The organism is Hydrogenophaga sp., from assembly GCF_011772445.1.
Lineage (GTDB): Bacteria > Pseudomonadota > Gammaproteobacteria > Burkholderiales > Burkholderiaceae_C > Hydrogenophaga.
Genome location: NZ_WVZN01000044.1, coordinates 69,109 through 85,737 on the forward strand (window position 1 = coordinate 69,109; position 16,629 = coordinate 85,737).

Below are 16,629 nucleotides of genomic sequence, written 5' to 3' on the forward strand. Positions count from 1 at the left end.
GCAGTGGCAAGCGCGGGGGCCTTGTCATGATCAGGCTCAACCTCGTGCTGCTGCTGGCGGTGCTGGCCAGCGCCTTCTACCTGGTGCACACCCAGTACGAGTCGCGCCGCCTCTACTCCGCGCTCTACCGCGCACAGAGCCAGGCCAAGCAGCTCGATGCCGACCACGAGCAACTGGCGGTGCAGCGCCGCGCGCAGGCCGCGCCGGCCCGGGTGCAGCAGCTCGCCACGCGGCACTTGCAGATGCGCCAGGTCACACCCGGCATCACGCAGTACGTGAGCGGTCGCGCCACCGCGCCGGCAGCCGCGCCGCGGGCCGAGGGGGAGGGCGCGCGATGAGCCGCAGCATCAACTACGCCTCCAGCCCGCTGCTGGCCAGCAAGACACCGGTGTGGCGCAGCAAGTTCATCGTGGCCGGCCTGGCGCTGGCCTTTGCGGGGCTGGCGGGGCGCGCCGCCTACGTGCAGGTCATCGGCAACGACTTCTTCAAACGCCAGGGCGAGGTGCGCTTCGCGCGCAACCTCGAACTGCCCGCCAACCGCGGCCGCGTGCTCGACCGCAATGGCCTGATCCTCGCCTCCAGCGTGGTGGCGCAGAGCATCTGGGCCATCCCCGAGGACGTGGAGAAGAACCACCCGAAGATGCGCGAGCTGGCGAAGCTGCTCGACATGCCGCTGGCCGATCTGCGCAAGCGCCTGGCCGACAACGACAAGACCTTCGTCTGGGTGAAGCGCCAGGTGGACGAGCCGATCGCGCAGAAGATCGCCGCCCTCGACATCAAGGGCATCTACCAGCGCCGCGAGTACAAGCGCCGCTACCCCGAGGGCGAGGCCACGGCGCACGTGGTCGGCTTCACCAACGTGGAAGACCGCGGTCAGGAAGGCGTGGAGCTCGCCTTCAACCAGCAGCTGGCCGGCAAGGCCGGCTCGCGCCGCGTCATCAAGGACCGCCTGGGCCGCGTGGTCGAGGACGTGCAGGACGTGGTGCCACCTGTGGACGGTCCGGATCTCGCCCTGTCGCTCGACAGCAAGGTGCAGTACTTTGCCTGGCAGAAGCTGCGCCAGGCCGTGCTGTTGCACAAGGCCAGGGCCGGCAGCGTGATCGTGATCGACACCATCACCGGCGAGGTGCTGGCCCTGGCCAACTACCCCAGCTACGACCCCAACCTGCGGCGCAACCTCAGCGGCGAGCAACTGCGCAACCGCGTGCTCACCGACACCTTCGAGCCCGGCTCGACGATGAAGCCCTTCATCGCAGCGCTCGCGCTCGACAAGGGTCTGGTGCGCCCGAACACGTCCATTGCCACGGCCCCGGGGCGCATCACCATCGGCGGCTCCACCATCCGCGACACGCACCCGCACGAGGTGCTGACGGTGGCCGAGGTGATCCAGAAGTCCAGCAACGTCGGCACGGTCAAGATGGCCATGCAGATGAGCCCGCGCGAGATGTGGGAGATGTACGCGCAGGTCGGCTTCGGGCAGAAGCCGCAGGTGCCTTTCCCCGGCGCCGTGGCGGGCCGGTTGCGGACCTACAAGAGCTGGCGCCCCATCGAGCAGGCCACCATGAGCTACGGTTATGGCCTGTCCACCTCCCTGTATCAACTCGCGCAGGCGTACACCGTCTTCGCGCGCGACGGCGAGCTCATTCCGCTGACCCTGCTCAAGAGCGACGTGCCCGCGCAGGGCGTGCGCGTGTTCAGCGAGCGCAACGCGCGCGCGGTGCGCGACATGCTGGCGCTGGCTGCGCAGCCCGGTGGCAGCGCCACGCGTGCGCAGACCATGGGCTATTCGGTGGGCGGCAAGACCGGCACCGCGCGCAAGCAGGAGGGCAACGGCTACGCCGAAGGCAAGTACCGCGGCTTCTTCGTCGGCATGGCGCCCATCGAGCAGCCGCGCATCATCGTCGCGGTGATGATCGACGAGCCCACCGACGGCAAGTTCTACGGCGGCGTGGTCGCCGCGCCCGTGTTCAGCGAAACCGTGCAGGAAACGCTGCGCATCCTCGGCGTGCAGCCCGACATGAACGTCAAGCCGCAGATCGTCACCACCGATCCGGTGGAGGAGGCGTTTTGATGGTGCAGACGCTCGTCCACCCCGAAGCCGTGGCGCAGTGGCTGCGCGCCAGCGTCACCGGCGCGCTGGTGTGCGACAGCCGCCGCGTGCGCGAGGGCGACGGCTTCGTGGCCTGGCCCGGCGCGGCCACCGACGGACGCCGCTTCGTGGTCGATGCGCTTCGCACCGGCGCCAGTGCGGCCGTGGTCGAGCGCGAAGGCCTGGAGGCCTACGACTTCCGCCACGACCCGCGCGTACTGGCCGTGCCCGGCCTCAAGGCCCAGGCCGGCCCCATCGCCAGCGCCTGGTGCCACGAGCCCAGCGGCGCGCTCGACGTGATCGCCATCACCGGCACCAACGGCAAGACCTCCAGTGCCTGGTGGGCGGCGCAGTTGCTGGCGGCCTGCAACCGCCCGGCGGCGGTGGTGGGCACGCTGGGCATGGGCCGCCCGGGCGGCGATCTGCAGGTCACCGGCCTGACCACGCCCGACCCGGTGATGTTGCAGCACGGGCTGCGCGCTTTCGTTGAACAGGGCCTGCGCGCCTGCGCCATCGAGGCCTCGTCGATCGGCCTGGAGGAAGGCCGGCTGAACGGCACGCGCGTGGCGGTGGCCGTGTTCACCAACTTCACGCAGGACCACCTCGACTACCACGGCAGCATGGACGCCTACTGGGCCGCCAAGCAGCGCCTGTTCGACTGGCCCGGCCTCAAGGCTGCGGTGGTCAATGCCGACGATGCGCACGGCGCCGGCCTGCTTGCCCGCCTGCAGGGCCGCGGGCTCGACCTGTGGTCCCTCGCCATCGACCGCGAGGCGCGGCTCGAGGCGCGCGGCCTCACCACCACCCCCGCGGGCCTGGCCTTCGAACTGATCGAACGCGACGAACGCGGCCAGGAACGCCAGCGCCAGGCGCTGAACCTGCCGCTGGTGGGCCGCTACAACGTGCACAACCTGCTGGGCGTGCTGGCCGCGGCGCGCGCGCTGGGCGTGCCCTTCGCGGTTGCCGTGCAGGCCTGCGCTGCACTCACGCCCGTGCCCGGCCGCATGCAGCAGGCGCAGGCCGACACGCCCGGCGCGCCGCTGGTGCTGGTGGACTACGCGCACACGCCCGACGCTCTGGAGAAGGCCCTCCAGGCGCTGCAGCCCCTGGCTGCGCGACGCGGTGGCGCGCTGTGGGTGCTCATCGGCTGCGGCGGCGACCGCGACCCGGGCAAGCGCCCGCTGATGGCCGCCGTGGCCGAGCGCGAGGCCCGCCACGCGGTGCTCACCAGCGACAACCCGCGCGGCGAGGATCCGGTGGACATCCTGTCGCAGATGGCGCGCGGCCTGAGCCGCGCCGACGCCGCGCGCACCGTCGTGGACCGCGCCGAGGCCATCGTTCTGGCCGTGCGCGAGGCCGCGCCCGCCGACGTGGTGCTGGTCGCCGGCAAGGGGCACGAGGACTACCAGGAGGTTCGCGGCGTGCGGTCGCCGTTCTCCGACATCGAACACGCGCGCCGCGCGCTCGCCCTGCGCAAGGAAACCGCATGAAGACCTTGGCCGAACTCCTGCCCACGCTGCCCGGCGCGCGCGCCGTCGGCCGCATCGCCTCGCCCATCCAGCGGGTGCACTCCGACACCCGCAGCCTGCGCGCGGGCGACCTGTTCGTCGCGCTGAAGGGCGAGCGTTTCGACGCGCACGACTTCCTGCCGCAGGCAGCCGCCACCGGTGCGGTGGCCGCGCTCGCGCAGCGCGGGCTGGCCGAGGCCGGTCTGCCCGGCGTCGAGGTGCCCGACACCCGCGCCGGCCTGCTGCAGCTCGCACAGGCCTGGCGCGCGCAGTTCGCGCTGCCGCTGATCGCCGTGACCGGCAGCAACGGCAAGACCACGGTCACGCAGATGGTCGCCAGCATCCTGCGGGCCCACGCGGGCGAGGCCGCGCACGCCACGCAGGGCAACTTCAACAACGACATCGGCGTCCCGCTCACCCTGCTGCGCCTGAACGCCTCGCACCGTTGCTCGGTGGTGGAGCTGGGCATGAACCACCCGGGCGAGATCGCCCAGCTCGCCGCCATTGCCGCCCCCACCGTGGCCTTGGTGAACAACGCCCAGCGCGAACACCAGGAGTTCATGAGTTCGGTGGAAGCCGTGGCGCGCGAAAACGGCACGGTCATCGCCGAGCTGGACGCCGACGGCGTGGCCGTGTTCCCCAGCGACGACGTGCACACGCGCATCTGGCAGGCGCTGGCCGGCGCGCGCCGGACCATCACCTTCAGCGACAACGACCCCGATGCCGCCGTGCGTGCGCTCGCCGCCGAGTGGCAGGACAACGCCTGGGCGCTGCACTTCGCCTCGCCCCTGGGCGAAGGTCAGGCGCAACTGCGCATCGCCGGCCGCCACAACGTGCGCAACGCGCTCGCCGCCGTGGCCTGCGCGGTGGCCGCCGGCGTGCCGCTCGCCGCCATCGTGCAAGGGCTGAACGACTTCGAGCCCGTGGGCGGTCGCTCGCGCGCCATCACGGTGCGGGTCGACGCCCGCGTGGTCACGCTGATCGACGACACCTACAACGCCAACCCCGACTCCGTGCGCGCCGCCATCGACGTGCTTGCCACGCTGCCCGCGCCGCACCTGCTGGTGCTGGGCGACATGGGCGAGGTCGGCGACCAGGGCCTGGCCTTCCACCTCGAGGTGCTGCGCCACGCCTACGCGCGCGGCATCGACGAAGTGCGCGTGAGCGGCACGGCCATGTGCGAAGCCGCCGAGGCCATGCGCTCGGCCAGCGAGCCGGCGCCGCGCTGTGTGCCCGAGGTGGACGCGCTGGCCACCGACGTGGCCGCCGAAGTCGCCACCGGCGTGGTGGCCAGCGTGCTGGTCAAGGGCTCGCGCTTCATGCGCATGGAGCGCGTGGTGCGGGCGGTGCGCGCGCTCGACCCGACGCAGGCCGTCAACGACAAGGATTCCTCCCATGCTGCCTAGCATCGCCCTCTGGCTGCAAGGTCTCTCGCCCGACCTGGGCTTCCTGCGCGTGTTCCAGTACCTCACCTTCCGCGCCGTCATGGCCGCGATGACGGCGCTGGTGCTCGGCCTGGTCGCCGGCCCCTGGTTCATCCGCCGCCTGGCCGCGCTCAAGATCGGCCAGCCGATCCGCGAGTACGCCATGCAGACGCACCTGAGCAAGGGCGGCACGCCCACCATGGGTGGCGTGCTGATCCTCTTCGCCATCGCGCTGTCCACGCTGCTGTGGTTCAACTGGAGCAACCGCTTCGTCTGGATCGTGCTCATCGTCACCCTGGGTTTCGGCGCCGTCGGCTGGGCGGACGACTGGCGCAAGGTGGTGCACAAGAACCCCGAGGGCATGCGCTCGCGCGAGAAGTACTTCTGGCAGTCGCTGATCGGCCTGGTCGCGGCGTTCTACCTGGTGTTCGCGGTGTCCGAGACCAGCAACGCGCGCGTGCTCGAGCTCTTCATCGACTGGGTGAGCTCCGGCTTCACGCTGGACCTGCCGCCGCAATCCGGTTTCATCGTGCCCTTCTTCAAGGAAGTGAGTTACCCGCTGGGCGTGGCCGGCTTCGTCATCCTCACCTACCTCGTGATCGTGGGCGCGAGCAATGCGGTCAACCTCACCGATGGCCTGGACGGCCTGGCCATCATGCCGGTGGTGATGGTGGGCTCGGCGCTGGGCATCTTCGCCTACGTCACCGGCAACGCGGTGTTCGCGCGCTACCTGCTGCTGCCGCACATCCCCGGCGCGGGCGAACTGCTCATCTTCTGCGCCGCCATGGCCGGTGCGGGCCTGGCCTTCCTGTGGTTCAACACGCACCCGGCGCAGGTCTTCATGGGCGACGTGGGCTCGCTCGCGCTCGGCGGCGCGCTCGGCACCATCGCCGTCCTGATCCGCCAGGAGATCCTGCTCGCCGTGGTGGGCGGCATCTTCGTGGTCGAGGCGCTGTCGGTGATGCTGCAGGTGACCTACTTCAAGTACACCAAGAAGCGCTTCGGCGAAGGCCGGCGCCTGTTCCAGATGGCGCCGCTGCACCACCACTTCGAGAAGAAGGGCTGGAAGGAGACGCAGGTGGTGGTGCGCTTCTGGATCATCACCATGCTGTTGTGCCTCGTCGGGCTGTCCACCCTGAAGCTGCGATGAAAGACCAGCCCGTCCTCATCCTCGGTCTCGGCGCCTCCGGCCTGTCGATGGCGCGCTGGTGCGCGCGCGAAGGCGCGCGCGTGACCGTGGCCGACACGCGCGAGGCGCCGCCGCAACTGGTGGCCCTGCAGGGCGAGTGCCCCGACGCGGTGTTCATTGGCGGCGCCTTCGACGACGCCCTGCTGGCCCGCGAGCCCTGGGCGCTGATCGCGCGCAGCCCCGGCCTGACGCCGGCCGAGCTGCAGGGCGTGTTCGCCTTCGCGCGCGAGCGCGGCGTGCCGGTGCTGACCGAGCTCGACCTGTTCGCCCAGGCCCTGCAGGCCCTGGCGCAACGCGAGCGCTTCCCCTACCGGCCCCAGGTGCTGGCCGTCACCGGCACCAACGGCAAGACCACCGTCACCTCGCTCGCGGGCCAGTTGCTCGACCGCGCGGGCTGGTCCGTGGCGGTGGCGGGCAACATCGGCCCGGCCCTGCTGGACGTGCTGGCCGCCGCGCTGCATGCGGAGGCGGTGGCGCAGGCAGCGGACGACGAACGCGAAGCCGCGGAAGCGGCCGAGGCCGAGGCGAAAGCCGCCGCCCAAGCGCAGGCCGAGCAGGCGACAGCCGCCGTGGCGGCGCCGCCTGCCGAACGCGAACCCGAAACCGGTCCCCTGTTCGACGACGCGCCCGGCGAGTCCGCGCAGGCGGGTGAGGCCATCGAGGCGGGTGCGAGCGAGCCGTCTGGCGAGGCCGTCGACGAACCCGCCCCCGCCGCACCCGACGACGAAGGCCCCACGCTCATCGCACCGCCGCCGCCCGAGCCGCCCCAGCCGCCGCACCTGCCGCGCGCGTGGGTGCTCGAACTGTCCAGCTTCCAGCTCGACGGCACCGCGCAGGGCGCCTGGGCCGGCGTGCCCACCGCGTCCACGCTGCTCAACCTCAGCGAGGACCACCTCGACTGGCACGGTGACATGGGCGCCTACACCCAGGCCAAGGCCGCCGTGTTCGGCGCCAATGCGCTCATGGTGCTCAACCGCGACGACGAACGCGTGATGGCCATGAAGCCCGGCCTCGTCACGGTCAAGATCGGCAACCGCAACCGCCAGGTGCCGGCGCGCGCGTGGTGCACCTTCGGCCTGGACGCGCCCACCCGCGCGGGCGACTGGGGCCTGGAAACCGTCAACGGCATGACCTGGCTGGTGCGCGCACTGGCGCTGGACGAGACGCGCGCGAAAGGCCGTGCTCAGGAAGACGAAGAGATCTACTTCCAGCGCCTCATGCCCGCCGAGGCCCTGCGCATCCGTGGCCGCCACAACGCCGCCAACGCGCTGGCCGCACTGGCGCTGGCCACCTCCACCGGCGCGCCGCTGGCGCCCATGCTGCACGGCCTGCGCGAGTACCGCGGCGAGCCGCATCGAGTCGAGCCCGTGGCCATCGTGGACGGTGTCGAGTACTTCGACGACAGCAAGGGCACCAATGTCGGCGCCACGCTGGCGGCCGTCAACGGCCTGGGCGCCGAGCGCCGCCTCGTGGTGATCCTCGGCGGCGACGGCAAGGGCCAGGACTTCACGCCACTGGCCGCGCCGCTGGCCCGATACGCGCGCGCGGTGGTCTTCATCGGCCGCGACGCGCCGCTGCTGCGTGCCGCCGTCGAGGACGCGCTGCGCGGCGCCGGTGTGCCGATGCACGACGCGGGCGAGCTCAGGGCCGCCGTGCCGCTGGCCGCGGAACTCGCGCAGTCGGGCGACGCGGTGCTGATGTCGCCCGCCTGCGCCAGCCTGGACCAGTTCCGCAACTACGTGCAGCGCGCCGAGGTCTTCGTCGCCGCCGTGCGCGAACTCGCCGAGGCGCGTGGCATGAGCCTGGAGGGCGGCCTGTGAGCCAGCGCAAGGCAGCCAAGCCCGCCCAGGGCCCCGGTCTGATGGCTCGCCTGGGCACCCGCCTGCGCGGGTGGCTGCAGGGCCTGCTGCCCGCCTGGGCCGCCGGTGCGCTGGCGGGCGCGGGCGGCGATGGCATCCCCGTGCGCCTGTCCAGCCGCAGCTACGGCCGCCAGCGCGGCGCATCCGTGCACGTCACCGGCTTCGACCAACCGCTGCTGTGGGTGGTGTTCGCGCTCATGGCCTGGGGCCTGGTGATGGTCTATTCGGCCTCCATCGCGCTGCCCGACAACCCGCGCTTCGAGAACTACGCGCACACGCACTTCGTGCTGCGCCATGGCCTGTCCATGGCCATCGCCTTCGTCGCCGCGCTGCTGGCTTTCCAGGTGCCCATGCGGCGCTGGGAGCAGCTCGCGCCCTGGCTGTTCGCGCTGGCGCTGCTGCTCATGGTGGCGGTGCTGGGCATCGGCAAGGGCGTCAACGGCGCGCACCGCTGGATCTCGCTGGGCGTCATGAACTTCCAGCCGTCCGAACTCGGCAAGCTCGCGGTGCTGCTTTACGCGGCCAGCTACATGGTCCGCAAGATGGAGATCAAGCAGAACTTCTGGCAGGCCGTGTGGCCCATGGCCGTGGCGCTGCTGGTGGTGGGCATGCTGCTGCTGGCCCAGCCCGACATGGGCGCCTTCATGGTGATCGTGGTCATCGCCATGGGCATCCTGTTCCTGGGCGGCGTCAACGCGCGCATGTTCTTCCTCATCGCGCTGGTGGTGGTGGGTGCCTTTGCCATGATGATCATGGCCAGCGACTGGCGGCGCGAGCGCATCTTCGCCTACCTCGACCCCTGGAGTGCCGAGCACGCGCTGGGCAAGGGCTACCAGCTGTCGCACGCGCTCATCGCCTTCGGCCGCGGCGAGATCTTCGGCGTGGGCCTGGGCGGCAGCGTGGAAAAGCTCAACTGGCTGCCCGAGGCGCACACCGACTTCCTGCTCGCCGTCATCGGCGAGGAGTTCGGCCTCTTGGGCGTGCTGGTGCTGATCTCGCTGTTCCTGTGGATGACGCGGCGCATCATGCACATCGGCCGCCAGGCCATCGCGCTCGACCAGGTCTTCTCCGGCCTGGTGGCGCAGGGCGTGGGTTTGTGGATGGGCTTCCAGGCCTTCATCAACATCGGCGTGAACCTCGGCGCCTTGCCCACCAAGGGCCTCACGCTGCCCTTCATGAGCTACGGCGGCTCGGCGATCCTGTTGAACCTGATTGCGCTGGCCATCGTGCTGCGCGTGGACTTCGAAAACCGCCAGATGATGAAAGGCGGTCGATCATGACAAGGGAACCCTGCGCCCTCGTCATGGCCGGCGGCACCGGCGGCCACATCTTCCCCGGGCTCGCCGTGGCCGAGGCGCTGCGCGCGCGCGGCTGGCGCGTGCACTGGCTGGGCGCACCGGGCAGCATGGAAAGCCGGCTCGTGCCGCCGCGCGGCTTCCCGCTCGAAGCCATTGATTTCGGCGGCCTGCGCGGCAAGGGCCTCGTCACCAAACTGCTGCTGCCGCTGAACCTGCTGCGCGCCTTCTGGCAAAGCATTCAGGTGGTGCGCCGCGTGAAGCCCGACGTGCTGGTCGGACTGGGCGGCTACATCACCTTTCCGGGCGGCATGATGGGCGTTCTGCTGGGCAAGCCCCTGGTGCTGCACGAGCAGAACTCGGTGGCCGGCCTGGCGAACAAGGTGCTGGCCGAGGTGGCGGACCGCCGCTTCAACGCCTTCCCGGACGCGCTGTCCAAGGCCGAGTGGGTGGGCAACCCGATGCGCGCGGCCTTCCTGAACCAGCCCGCGCCGGCCGAGCGTTTCGCCGGCCGCACGGGGCCGCTGCGCCTGCTGGTGGTGGGCGGCAGCCTGGGCGCGCAGGCGCTCAACCGCATCGTGCCGCAGGCGCTGGCCCTGATCCCCGAGGCACAGCGCCCACGGGTGCTGCACCAGAGCGGTGAGAAGCAGATCGAGGAACTGCGCGCCAACTACGCCCAGGCCGGCGTGCATGCCGAACTCACCCCGTTCATCGACGACACCGCCAGCGCCTACGCCGAGGCCGACCTGGTGATCGGCCGCGCGGGCGCCAGCACCGTGACCGAACTCGCCGCCGTGGGCGCGGCCTCGCTGCTGGTGCCGTTCCCGGCCGCGGTGGACGACCACCAGACGCACAACGCGCGCTTCCTGGTGGACGCGGGCGCGGCCTGGCTGGAATCGCAGGCCGGGCTCACGCCCGACAAGCTCGCCGTGCTCTTGCAGGGCATTGACCGCGCGCAGCTGCAGGCCATGGCCGAGAAGGCGCGCGCCGTGGCCAGGACAGGCGCCACCGAGGCCGTGGTGGGCGCCTGCATCGAACTAGCAAAGGTCAGAGTGCAATGAAGCACGCCATCCGTCACATCCACTTCGTCGGCATCGGCGGCGCCGGCATGAGCGGCATCGCCGAGGTGCTGCTCAACCTGGGCTACACCATCTCCGGCAGCGACCTGGGCGAAAGCGCCACCACGCGCCGCCTCGAATCGCTGGGCGCCAAGGTGTGCATCGGGCACGAAGCGAAGCACATCGAAGGCGCCGACGCCATCGTCACTTCCACGGCGGTGAAGGCCGACAACCCCGAGGTGGTGGCCGCGCACGCCAAGCTGGTGCCCGTGGTGCCGCGCGCGGTGATGCTGGCCGAACTGATGCGCATGAAGAAGGGCGTGGCCATCGCCGGCACGCACGGCAAGACGACGACGACCAGCCTGGTGGCCAGCGTGCTGGCCGAGGCCGACCTGGACCCGACCTTCGTGATCGGCGGGCGGCTCAACAGCGCGGGCGCCAACGCGGCCCTGGGCAGCGGCGAGTACATCGTGGTCGAGGCCGACGAGTCCGATGCCTCCTTCCTCAACCTGCTGCCGGTGATCTCGGTCGTCACCAACATCGACGCCGACCACATGGACACCTATGGCCACGACTTCGGCCGCCTCAAGGGCGCCTTCGTGGAGTTCCTGCACAAGATGCCGTTCTACGGCGCGGCCGTGGTCTGCGTGGACGACCCCGCGATCCGCGAGATCCTGCCGCAGATCGCGCGCCCCATCACCAGCTACGGCATCGCCAGCGACGACGCGCAGGTGCGCGCCATCGACGTGCGCGCCGTCGGCGGTCAGATGCACTTCACCGTGCAGCGCCGCAACGGCGTGGCCCTGCCCGACCTGGACGTGGTGCTCAACCTGCCCGGCCAGCACAACGTGCTCAACGCGCTCGCGGCCATCGGCATCGCGGTGGAGCTGGGCGTGCCCGACGCCGCCGTGCTCAAGGCGCTCGCGGGCTTCAAAGGCGTGGGCCGGCGCTTCCAGCGCTACGGCGAGGCCGCGCTGCCCGGCGGCGGCCACGCCACCATCGTCGACGACTACGGCCACCACCCGGTGGAGATGGCCGCCACCATCGCCGCCGCACGCGGCGCTTTCCCCGGCCGCCGCCTGGTGCTGGCCTTCCAGCCGCACCGCTACACCCGCACACGCGACTGCTTCGAGGACTTCGTGAAGGTCATCGGCCAGGCCGACGCCGTGCTGCTGGCCGAGGTCTACGCGGCCGGCGAGGCACCCATCGTCGCGGCCGACGGCCGATCGCTGGCGCGCGCGCTGCGCGTGGCCGGCAAGCTGGAGCCGGTGTTCGTGGACGACGTGGCCGACATGCCGCAGGCCGTTCTGGACAACGCGCGCGGCGGCGACGTGGTGCTGTGCATGGGCGCGGGCACGGTCGGCGCGGTGGCGGGACGAATCATGGAGTTGGCGAAATGACGACGATGGATTTCGGCAAAGTGGCCGTGCTGATGGGCGGGCGGTCCGCGGAGCGGGAGGTCTCGCTCATGTCGGGCACCGGCGTGCTCAAGGCCCTGCAATCGAAGGGCGTGGACGCGCACGCCTTCGATCCGGCCGAGCGCGAGATGGGCGAACTCAAGCGCGAGGGTTTCGCGCGCTGCTTCATCGCGCTGCACGGCCGCTTCGGTGAGGACGGCACGGTGCAGGGCGCGCTGGAGCTGCTGGGCATTCCCTACACCGGCCCGGGCGTGATGGCGTCCGCGGTGGCCATGGACAAGCTCATGACCAAGCGCATCTGGCTGGCCGAGGGACTGGCCACGCCGGCCTGGCGCCAGGTGCGCAGCGCCGCCGACACGCGCGCCGCCTTCGAGGCCCTGGGCTCGCCCATGATCGTCAAGCCCGTGCGCGAAGGCTCCACCATCGGCCTCACCAAGGTGATCCGTGCCGACCAGTGCGAGGCCGCCTACGCCCTGGCCGCCAAGCAGGACCCGATGGTCATGTGCGAGCAGTTCATCGCCGGTGACGAGGTCACCTGCCCGGTGCTGGGCACGGGCGAGTCGGCCCGCGCCCTGCCGGTGATCCGCATCGTGGCTCCCGAAGGCAACTACGACTACCAGAACAAGTACTTCACCGACGACACGCAATACCTCGTGCCCTGCGGCCTGCCCGACGGCGAGGAGGCCGCGATCCAGGCGCTGGTGCTCAAGGCCTTCCGCACCCTGGACTGCCGTGGCTGGGCGCGCGCCGACGTGATGATCGATGCCGCCACGCGCAAGCCCTGGCTGCTGGAAATCAACACCTCGCCCGGCATGACGGGCCACTCGCTGGTGCCGATGTCGGCTCGCGCGGCCGGCATCTCCTACGAGGACCTGTGCGTGCAACTGCTGGCCACCGCCAGCCTGGACAACGCCTGAACCGTTCGATATGCCCCCGACGACCGACATGCCCCTGGACGTGAAGCTGATGGCCCTGGCCACCCAGCTTCTGCTGGGCGTGTTCGCGCTGCTCGCGCTCGGTGCACTGGGCACCTGGGCCGTGCGCCACCCGGCCTGGACGGTCAAGGGCATCAGCGTGCACGGCGACGTGGCGCACCAGAACGCCGTGGGCCTGCGCGCCCAGCTCGCCACGCAGATGCGCGCGCGCCTGTCGTCGAGCTTCCTCACCGTGGACCTGGAGCAGGTGCGCCAGATGTTCGAGCAAGTGCCCTGGGTGCGCCGCGCGGTGGTGCAGCGCGAGTTTCCCAACCGCCTGCGTGTGACCCTGCAGGAGCACGACGCCGTGGCCTGGTGGGGCGAGCAAGGCTCCGGCGAACTCGTGAACTCGCACGGCGAGGTGTTCGAGGCCAGCCCCGACGACGTGGACGGGCTGCCCGAACTGGCCGGCCCCGACGGCCGCGCGGCCGAGGTGCTGGCGCTGCATCAGGCGCTGCAGGCGCAGTTCGCGCGGCTCGAGCTCGGCCTGGACCGCCTGCAACTCGGCGAGCGCGGCGGCTGGCGCGCGCGCCTGCACAGCGGCGCGGTCATTGAACTCGGCCGCGGCACGCCCGAGGAACTGCAGGCCCGCGTCCAGCGCTTCGTCGGCACGCTGCCGCAGATCACCGAACGCTACGCGGGTGCGCTGCAGACCGTGGACCTGCGCTACCCCAATGGCTACGCCCTGCGCGTGCGCGGCGTGACGACCACCAACGACCAAGCCACACCCAATACACCTTCGAACCGGTAACGCCCACACCATCATGCCCAAGGAATACAAGGACCTCGTCGTCGGACTCGACATCGGCACCGCCAAGATCATGGTGGTGGTGGCCGAGGTGCAGCCCGGTGGCACGCTCAAGCTCGCCGGACTGGGTGTGGCCGCGAGCCATGGCTTGAAGCGCGGCGTGGTGGTCAACATCGACGCGACCGTGCAGAGCATCCAGCAGGCCCTGAAAGAGGCCGAGCTGATGGCCGACTGCCGCATCGCGCGCGTCTACACCGGCATCACCGGCAGCCACATTCGCGGCATCAACAGCAGCGGCATGGTGGCCATCAAGGACCGCGAGGTGAGCGCCACCGACGTGGCGCGCGTGATCGAGACCGCCAAGGCCATCAACATCTCCACCGACCAGCGCCTGCTGCTGGTGGAGCCCCAGGAGTTCGTGATCGATGGCCAGGAGGTGAAGGAGCCGATCGGCATGAGCGGCATCCGCCTGGAGGCCAAGGTGCACATCGTCACCGGTGCGCAGAGCGCGGCCGAGAACATCATCAAGTGCGTGCGCCGCTGCGGGCTGGAGGTCGACCAGCTCATGCTCAACCCCCTGGCCAGCAGCCAGGCCATCCTCACCGACGACGAGAAGGAACTCGGCGTGGCGCTGGTGGACATCGGCGCCGGCACCACCGACGTGGCCATCTTCTCGGGCGGCGCGATCCGCCACACGGCGGTGATTCCTATCGCAGGCGATCTCATCACCAGCGACATCGCGATGGCGCTGCGCACGCCCACCAAGGACGCCGAGGACATCAAGGTGGAAAGCGGCTGCGCCAAGCAGTTGCTGGCCGACCCCGATACGCAGGTGGAGGTGCCCGGCCTGGGCGACCGCGGCCCGCGCCTGCTGGGCAAGCAGGCCCTGGCCGGCGTGATCGAGCCGCGCGTGGAAGAAATCTTCTCGCTCGTGCAGCAGGTGCTGCGCGACAGCGGCCACGAGGAAATGCTCTCCAGCGGCATCGTGCTCACCGGCGGCAGCGCCGTCATGCCCGGCATGGTGGAACTTGGAGAGGACATCTTCCTCAAGCCTGTGAGGCGCGGCGTGCCCAACTACCACAGCGCGCTGTCGGACATGGTGGCGCAGACGCGCGCCGCCACCGTGATGGGCCTGCTCGAGGAAGCGCGCCTGGCGCGCGTGCGCGGCCACAAGGTGGCGCAGAAGGCGGGCTCGGTGTCGGGCACCTTCGAGCGCGTCAAGAACTGGTTCATGGGAACGTTCTAGACATGAAACACCCCTGCCACGCTGCGCGTGACCCCCTCAAGGGGGCGGCACCCGAGGCCCGGCAAAGCCGGTTCCTCGGTGCCTCTGGGCTCGACCCGGGCGTGCGAAGGCGCCGACGACGAGGACGGTGTGACGAACACACCGGGCCTCCCGGATGACCCGAACCGTTTTCCCGATTTCCGTTTTCGCATTCAAGGCATCAGACAAAACTGGCAACTGCAAAGGAGCACCCAATGAGCATCGAAATGATCGAAGTTGAAGAATTCAACCTGGGCACGCAGATCAAGGTCATCGGCGTGGGCGGCGGCGGCGGCAACGCGGTCGAGCACATGATCGCCCGCCAGGTGCAGGGCGTGGAGTTCATCTGCGCCAACACCGACGCCCAGGCCCTGGCCCGCAGCGCGTCGCACAAGACCATCCAGCTCGGCATCACCGGCCTGGGCGCGGGCAGCAAGCCCGAGAAGGGCCGCGAGGCCGCCGAGGGCGCGGTGGACGCCATCCGCGAGGCCATCGAGGGCGCGCACATGCTGTTCATCACCGCCGGCATGGGCGGCGGCACGGGCACCGGCGCGGCGCCGGTGATCGCGCGCGTGGCCAAGGAGATGGGCATCCTCACGGTGGGCGTGGTCACCAAGCCCTTCGACTGGGAAGGGGGGCGCCGCATGGTCAACGCCGACCAGGGCCTGGCCGAGCTCGAGGCCAACGTGGACTCGCTGATCGTGGTGCTCAACGAGAAGCTGCTGGAGGTGCTGGGCGACGACATCACCCAGGACGAGGCCTTCGCGCACGCCAACGACGTGCTGAAGAACGCCGTGGGCGGCATCGCCGAGATCATCAACGAGTACGGCAACGTCAACGTCGACTTCGAGGACGTGCGCACGGTGATGGGCGAGCCGGGCAAGGCCATGATGGGCACCGCCACCGCGGCCGGCCCCGACCGCGCGCGCATCGCCGCCGAGCAGGCCGTGGCCTGCCCGCTGCTGGAGGGCATCGACCTGTCCGGCGCCAAGGGCGTGCTGGTGCTGGTGACGGCGGCCAAGGGCTCGCTGAAGCTGGCCGAGTCCAAGCTGGCGATGAACACCATCCGCGCCTACGCCTCGGCCGAGTCGCACGTGATCTACGGCGCCGCCTACGACGACAGCCTGGGCGACGAGATGCGCGTGACCGTGGTCGCCACGGGCCTGTCGCGCCAGGGCCAGCAGCGCCGCCAGCCGCCGCTGCAGGTGCTGCGCACGGGCACGGACGATGTGCCGTTCAACGTGCCGACGGTGAACCAGGCCGTGGGCGGCCCGGGCGCGGGCTCGGCCCAGCCGGACTACCAGCACATGGCGGTGCCCAGCGTGTGGCGCACCAACCGCACGCAGGCCGCGGCCAAGGTGGACGCGCTGGCTTCGGGGGGGATGGACGACTTCGAGATTCCTGCTTTCCTTCGTAAGCAGGCGGATTGAGGTTGTCTGCGTTCGTGGCGGTAGCGAGCCTGCACCTCGCGGGCTCACGGCCACTGGGTGCCCTGCTCCGCGAATGTCCCCCGCCAAGGGCTGCGCCCTTGGCTCCTCCTTTATTTCGCTACGCAGGGCACCCAGCGTCCGCGAGCCGAAGAAGCAGTGGCGCGCCCACAGACCGAGTGCCAACGAGGTCGTCGGTGATCGGGTGTCCGGCGTAGCGACATAAAGGCGGAGGAGCGGAGCGCGCCAGCGATCCGCTCCGGGGGACAGTCGCGGAGCCGGACACCCGAGCGCCGATGACCGACCCCTCCGGAGAAAGACGCTTCGAGAACCCAAACCTATTAAGGCCATCGCCATTTGCAACCATGCTCTGGGG

Annotated in this window: 13 protein-coding genes; all 13 read left to right on the top strand. The window is 70.6% G+C overall.

What is annotated here, in order from left to right:
* Positions 1-26: 26 nt before the first annotated feature.
* Positions 27-338 (top strand): cell division protein FtsL, encoded by a 312-nt coding sequence (gene ftsL, locus GTO19_RS17475; RefSeq protein WP_291020327.1) that lies wholly within the window; start codon positions 27-29, stop codon positions 336-338.
* Positions 335-2,071, top strand: coding sequence for a penicillin-binding protein 2 (locus GTO19_RS17480; RefSeq protein ID WP_291020329.1), 1,737 nt, complete (start codon positions 335-337; stop codon positions 2,069-2,071). The genes ftsL and GTO19_RS17480 overlap by 4 nt, the downstream gene beginning before the upstream one ends.
* A complete protein-coding gene (locus GTO19_RS17485) occupies positions 2,071-3,579 on the top strand; it encodes a UDP-N-acetylmuramoyl-L-alanyl-D-glutamate--2,6-diaminopimelate ligase (protein WP_291020331.1) in 1,509 nt (502 codons plus the stop codon). The genes GTO19_RS17480 and GTO19_RS17485 overlap by 1 nt, the downstream gene beginning before the upstream one ends.
* Positions 3,576-5,003: a UDP-N-acetylmuramoyl-tripeptide--D-alanyl-D-alanine ligase gene (gene murF, locus GTO19_RS17490; protein ID WP_291020333.1), complete on the top strand. Its 1,428-nt coding sequence runs from the start codon at positions 3,576-3,578 to the stop codon at positions 5,001-5,003. Before GTO19_RS17485 ends, murF begins: the two co-directional genes overlap by 4 nt.
* Positions 4,993-6,171: a phospho-N-acetylmuramoyl-pentapeptide-transferase gene (gene mraY, locus GTO19_RS17495; RefSeq protein ID WP_291020335.1), complete on the top strand. Its 1,179-nt coding sequence runs from the start codon at positions 4,993-4,995 to the stop codon at positions 6,169-6,171. Before murF ends, mraY begins: the two co-directional genes overlap by 11 nt.
* On the top strand, positions 6,168-8,030 hold the full coding sequence (gene murD / locus GTO19_RS17500; protein ID WP_291020337.1) for a UDP-N-acetylmuramoyl-L-alanine--D-glutamate ligase: 1,863 nt from the start codon (positions 6,168-6,170) through the stop codon (positions 8,028-8,030). Before mraY ends, murD begins: the two co-directional genes overlap by 4 nt.
* Complete coding sequence (gene ftsW / locus GTO19_RS17505; protein ID WP_291020339.1) at positions 8,027-9,349, top strand: putative lipid II flippase FtsW; 1,323 nt, start codon at positions 8,027-8,029, stop codon at positions 9,347-9,349. Before murD ends, ftsW begins: the two co-directional genes overlap by 4 nt.
* Positions 9,346-10,425 (top strand): undecaprenyldiphospho-muramoylpentapeptide beta-N-acetylglucosaminyltransferase, encoded by a 1,080-nt coding sequence (gene murG, locus GTO19_RS17510; RefSeq protein ID WP_291020341.1) that lies wholly within the window; start codon positions 9,346-9,348, stop codon positions 10,423-10,425. The genes ftsW and murG overlap by 4 nt, the downstream gene beginning before the upstream one ends.
* Positions 10,422-11,822, top strand: coding sequence for a UDP-N-acetylmuramate--L-alanine ligase (murC, locus tag GTO19_RS17515; RefSeq protein WP_291020343.1), 1,401 nt, complete (start codon positions 10,422-10,424; stop codon positions 11,820-11,822). Before murG ends, murC begins: the two co-directional genes overlap by 4 nt.
* Positions 11,819-12,757, top strand: coding sequence for a D-alanine--D-alanine ligase (locus tag GTO19_RS17520; protein ID WP_291020345.1), 939 nt, complete (start codon positions 11,819-11,821; stop codon positions 12,755-12,757). Before murC ends, GTO19_RS17520 begins: the two co-directional genes overlap by 4 nt.
* A gap of 10 nt (positions 12,758-12,767) precedes the next feature.
* Positions 12,768-13,565, top strand: a complete 798-nt coding sequence (locus GTO19_RS17525; protein WP_291020347.1) for a cell division protein FtsQ/DivIB — start codon at positions 12,768-12,770, stop codon at positions 13,563-13,565.
* A 13-nt stretch (positions 13,566-13,578) separates the two neighbouring features.
* Positions 13,579-14,808, top strand: a complete 1,230-nt coding sequence (gene ftsA, locus GTO19_RS17530) for a cell division protein FtsA (protein ID WP_291020349.1) — start codon at positions 13,579-13,581, stop codon at positions 14,806-14,808.
* Positions 14,809-15,041: 233 nt separating this feature from the next.
* On the top strand, positions 15,042-16,256 hold the full coding sequence (gene ftsZ / locus GTO19_RS17535) for a cell division protein FtsZ (protein ID WP_291020351.1): 1,215 nt from the start codon (positions 15,042-15,044) through the stop codon (positions 16,254-16,256).
* Positions 16,257-16,629 lie beyond the last annotated feature (373 nt).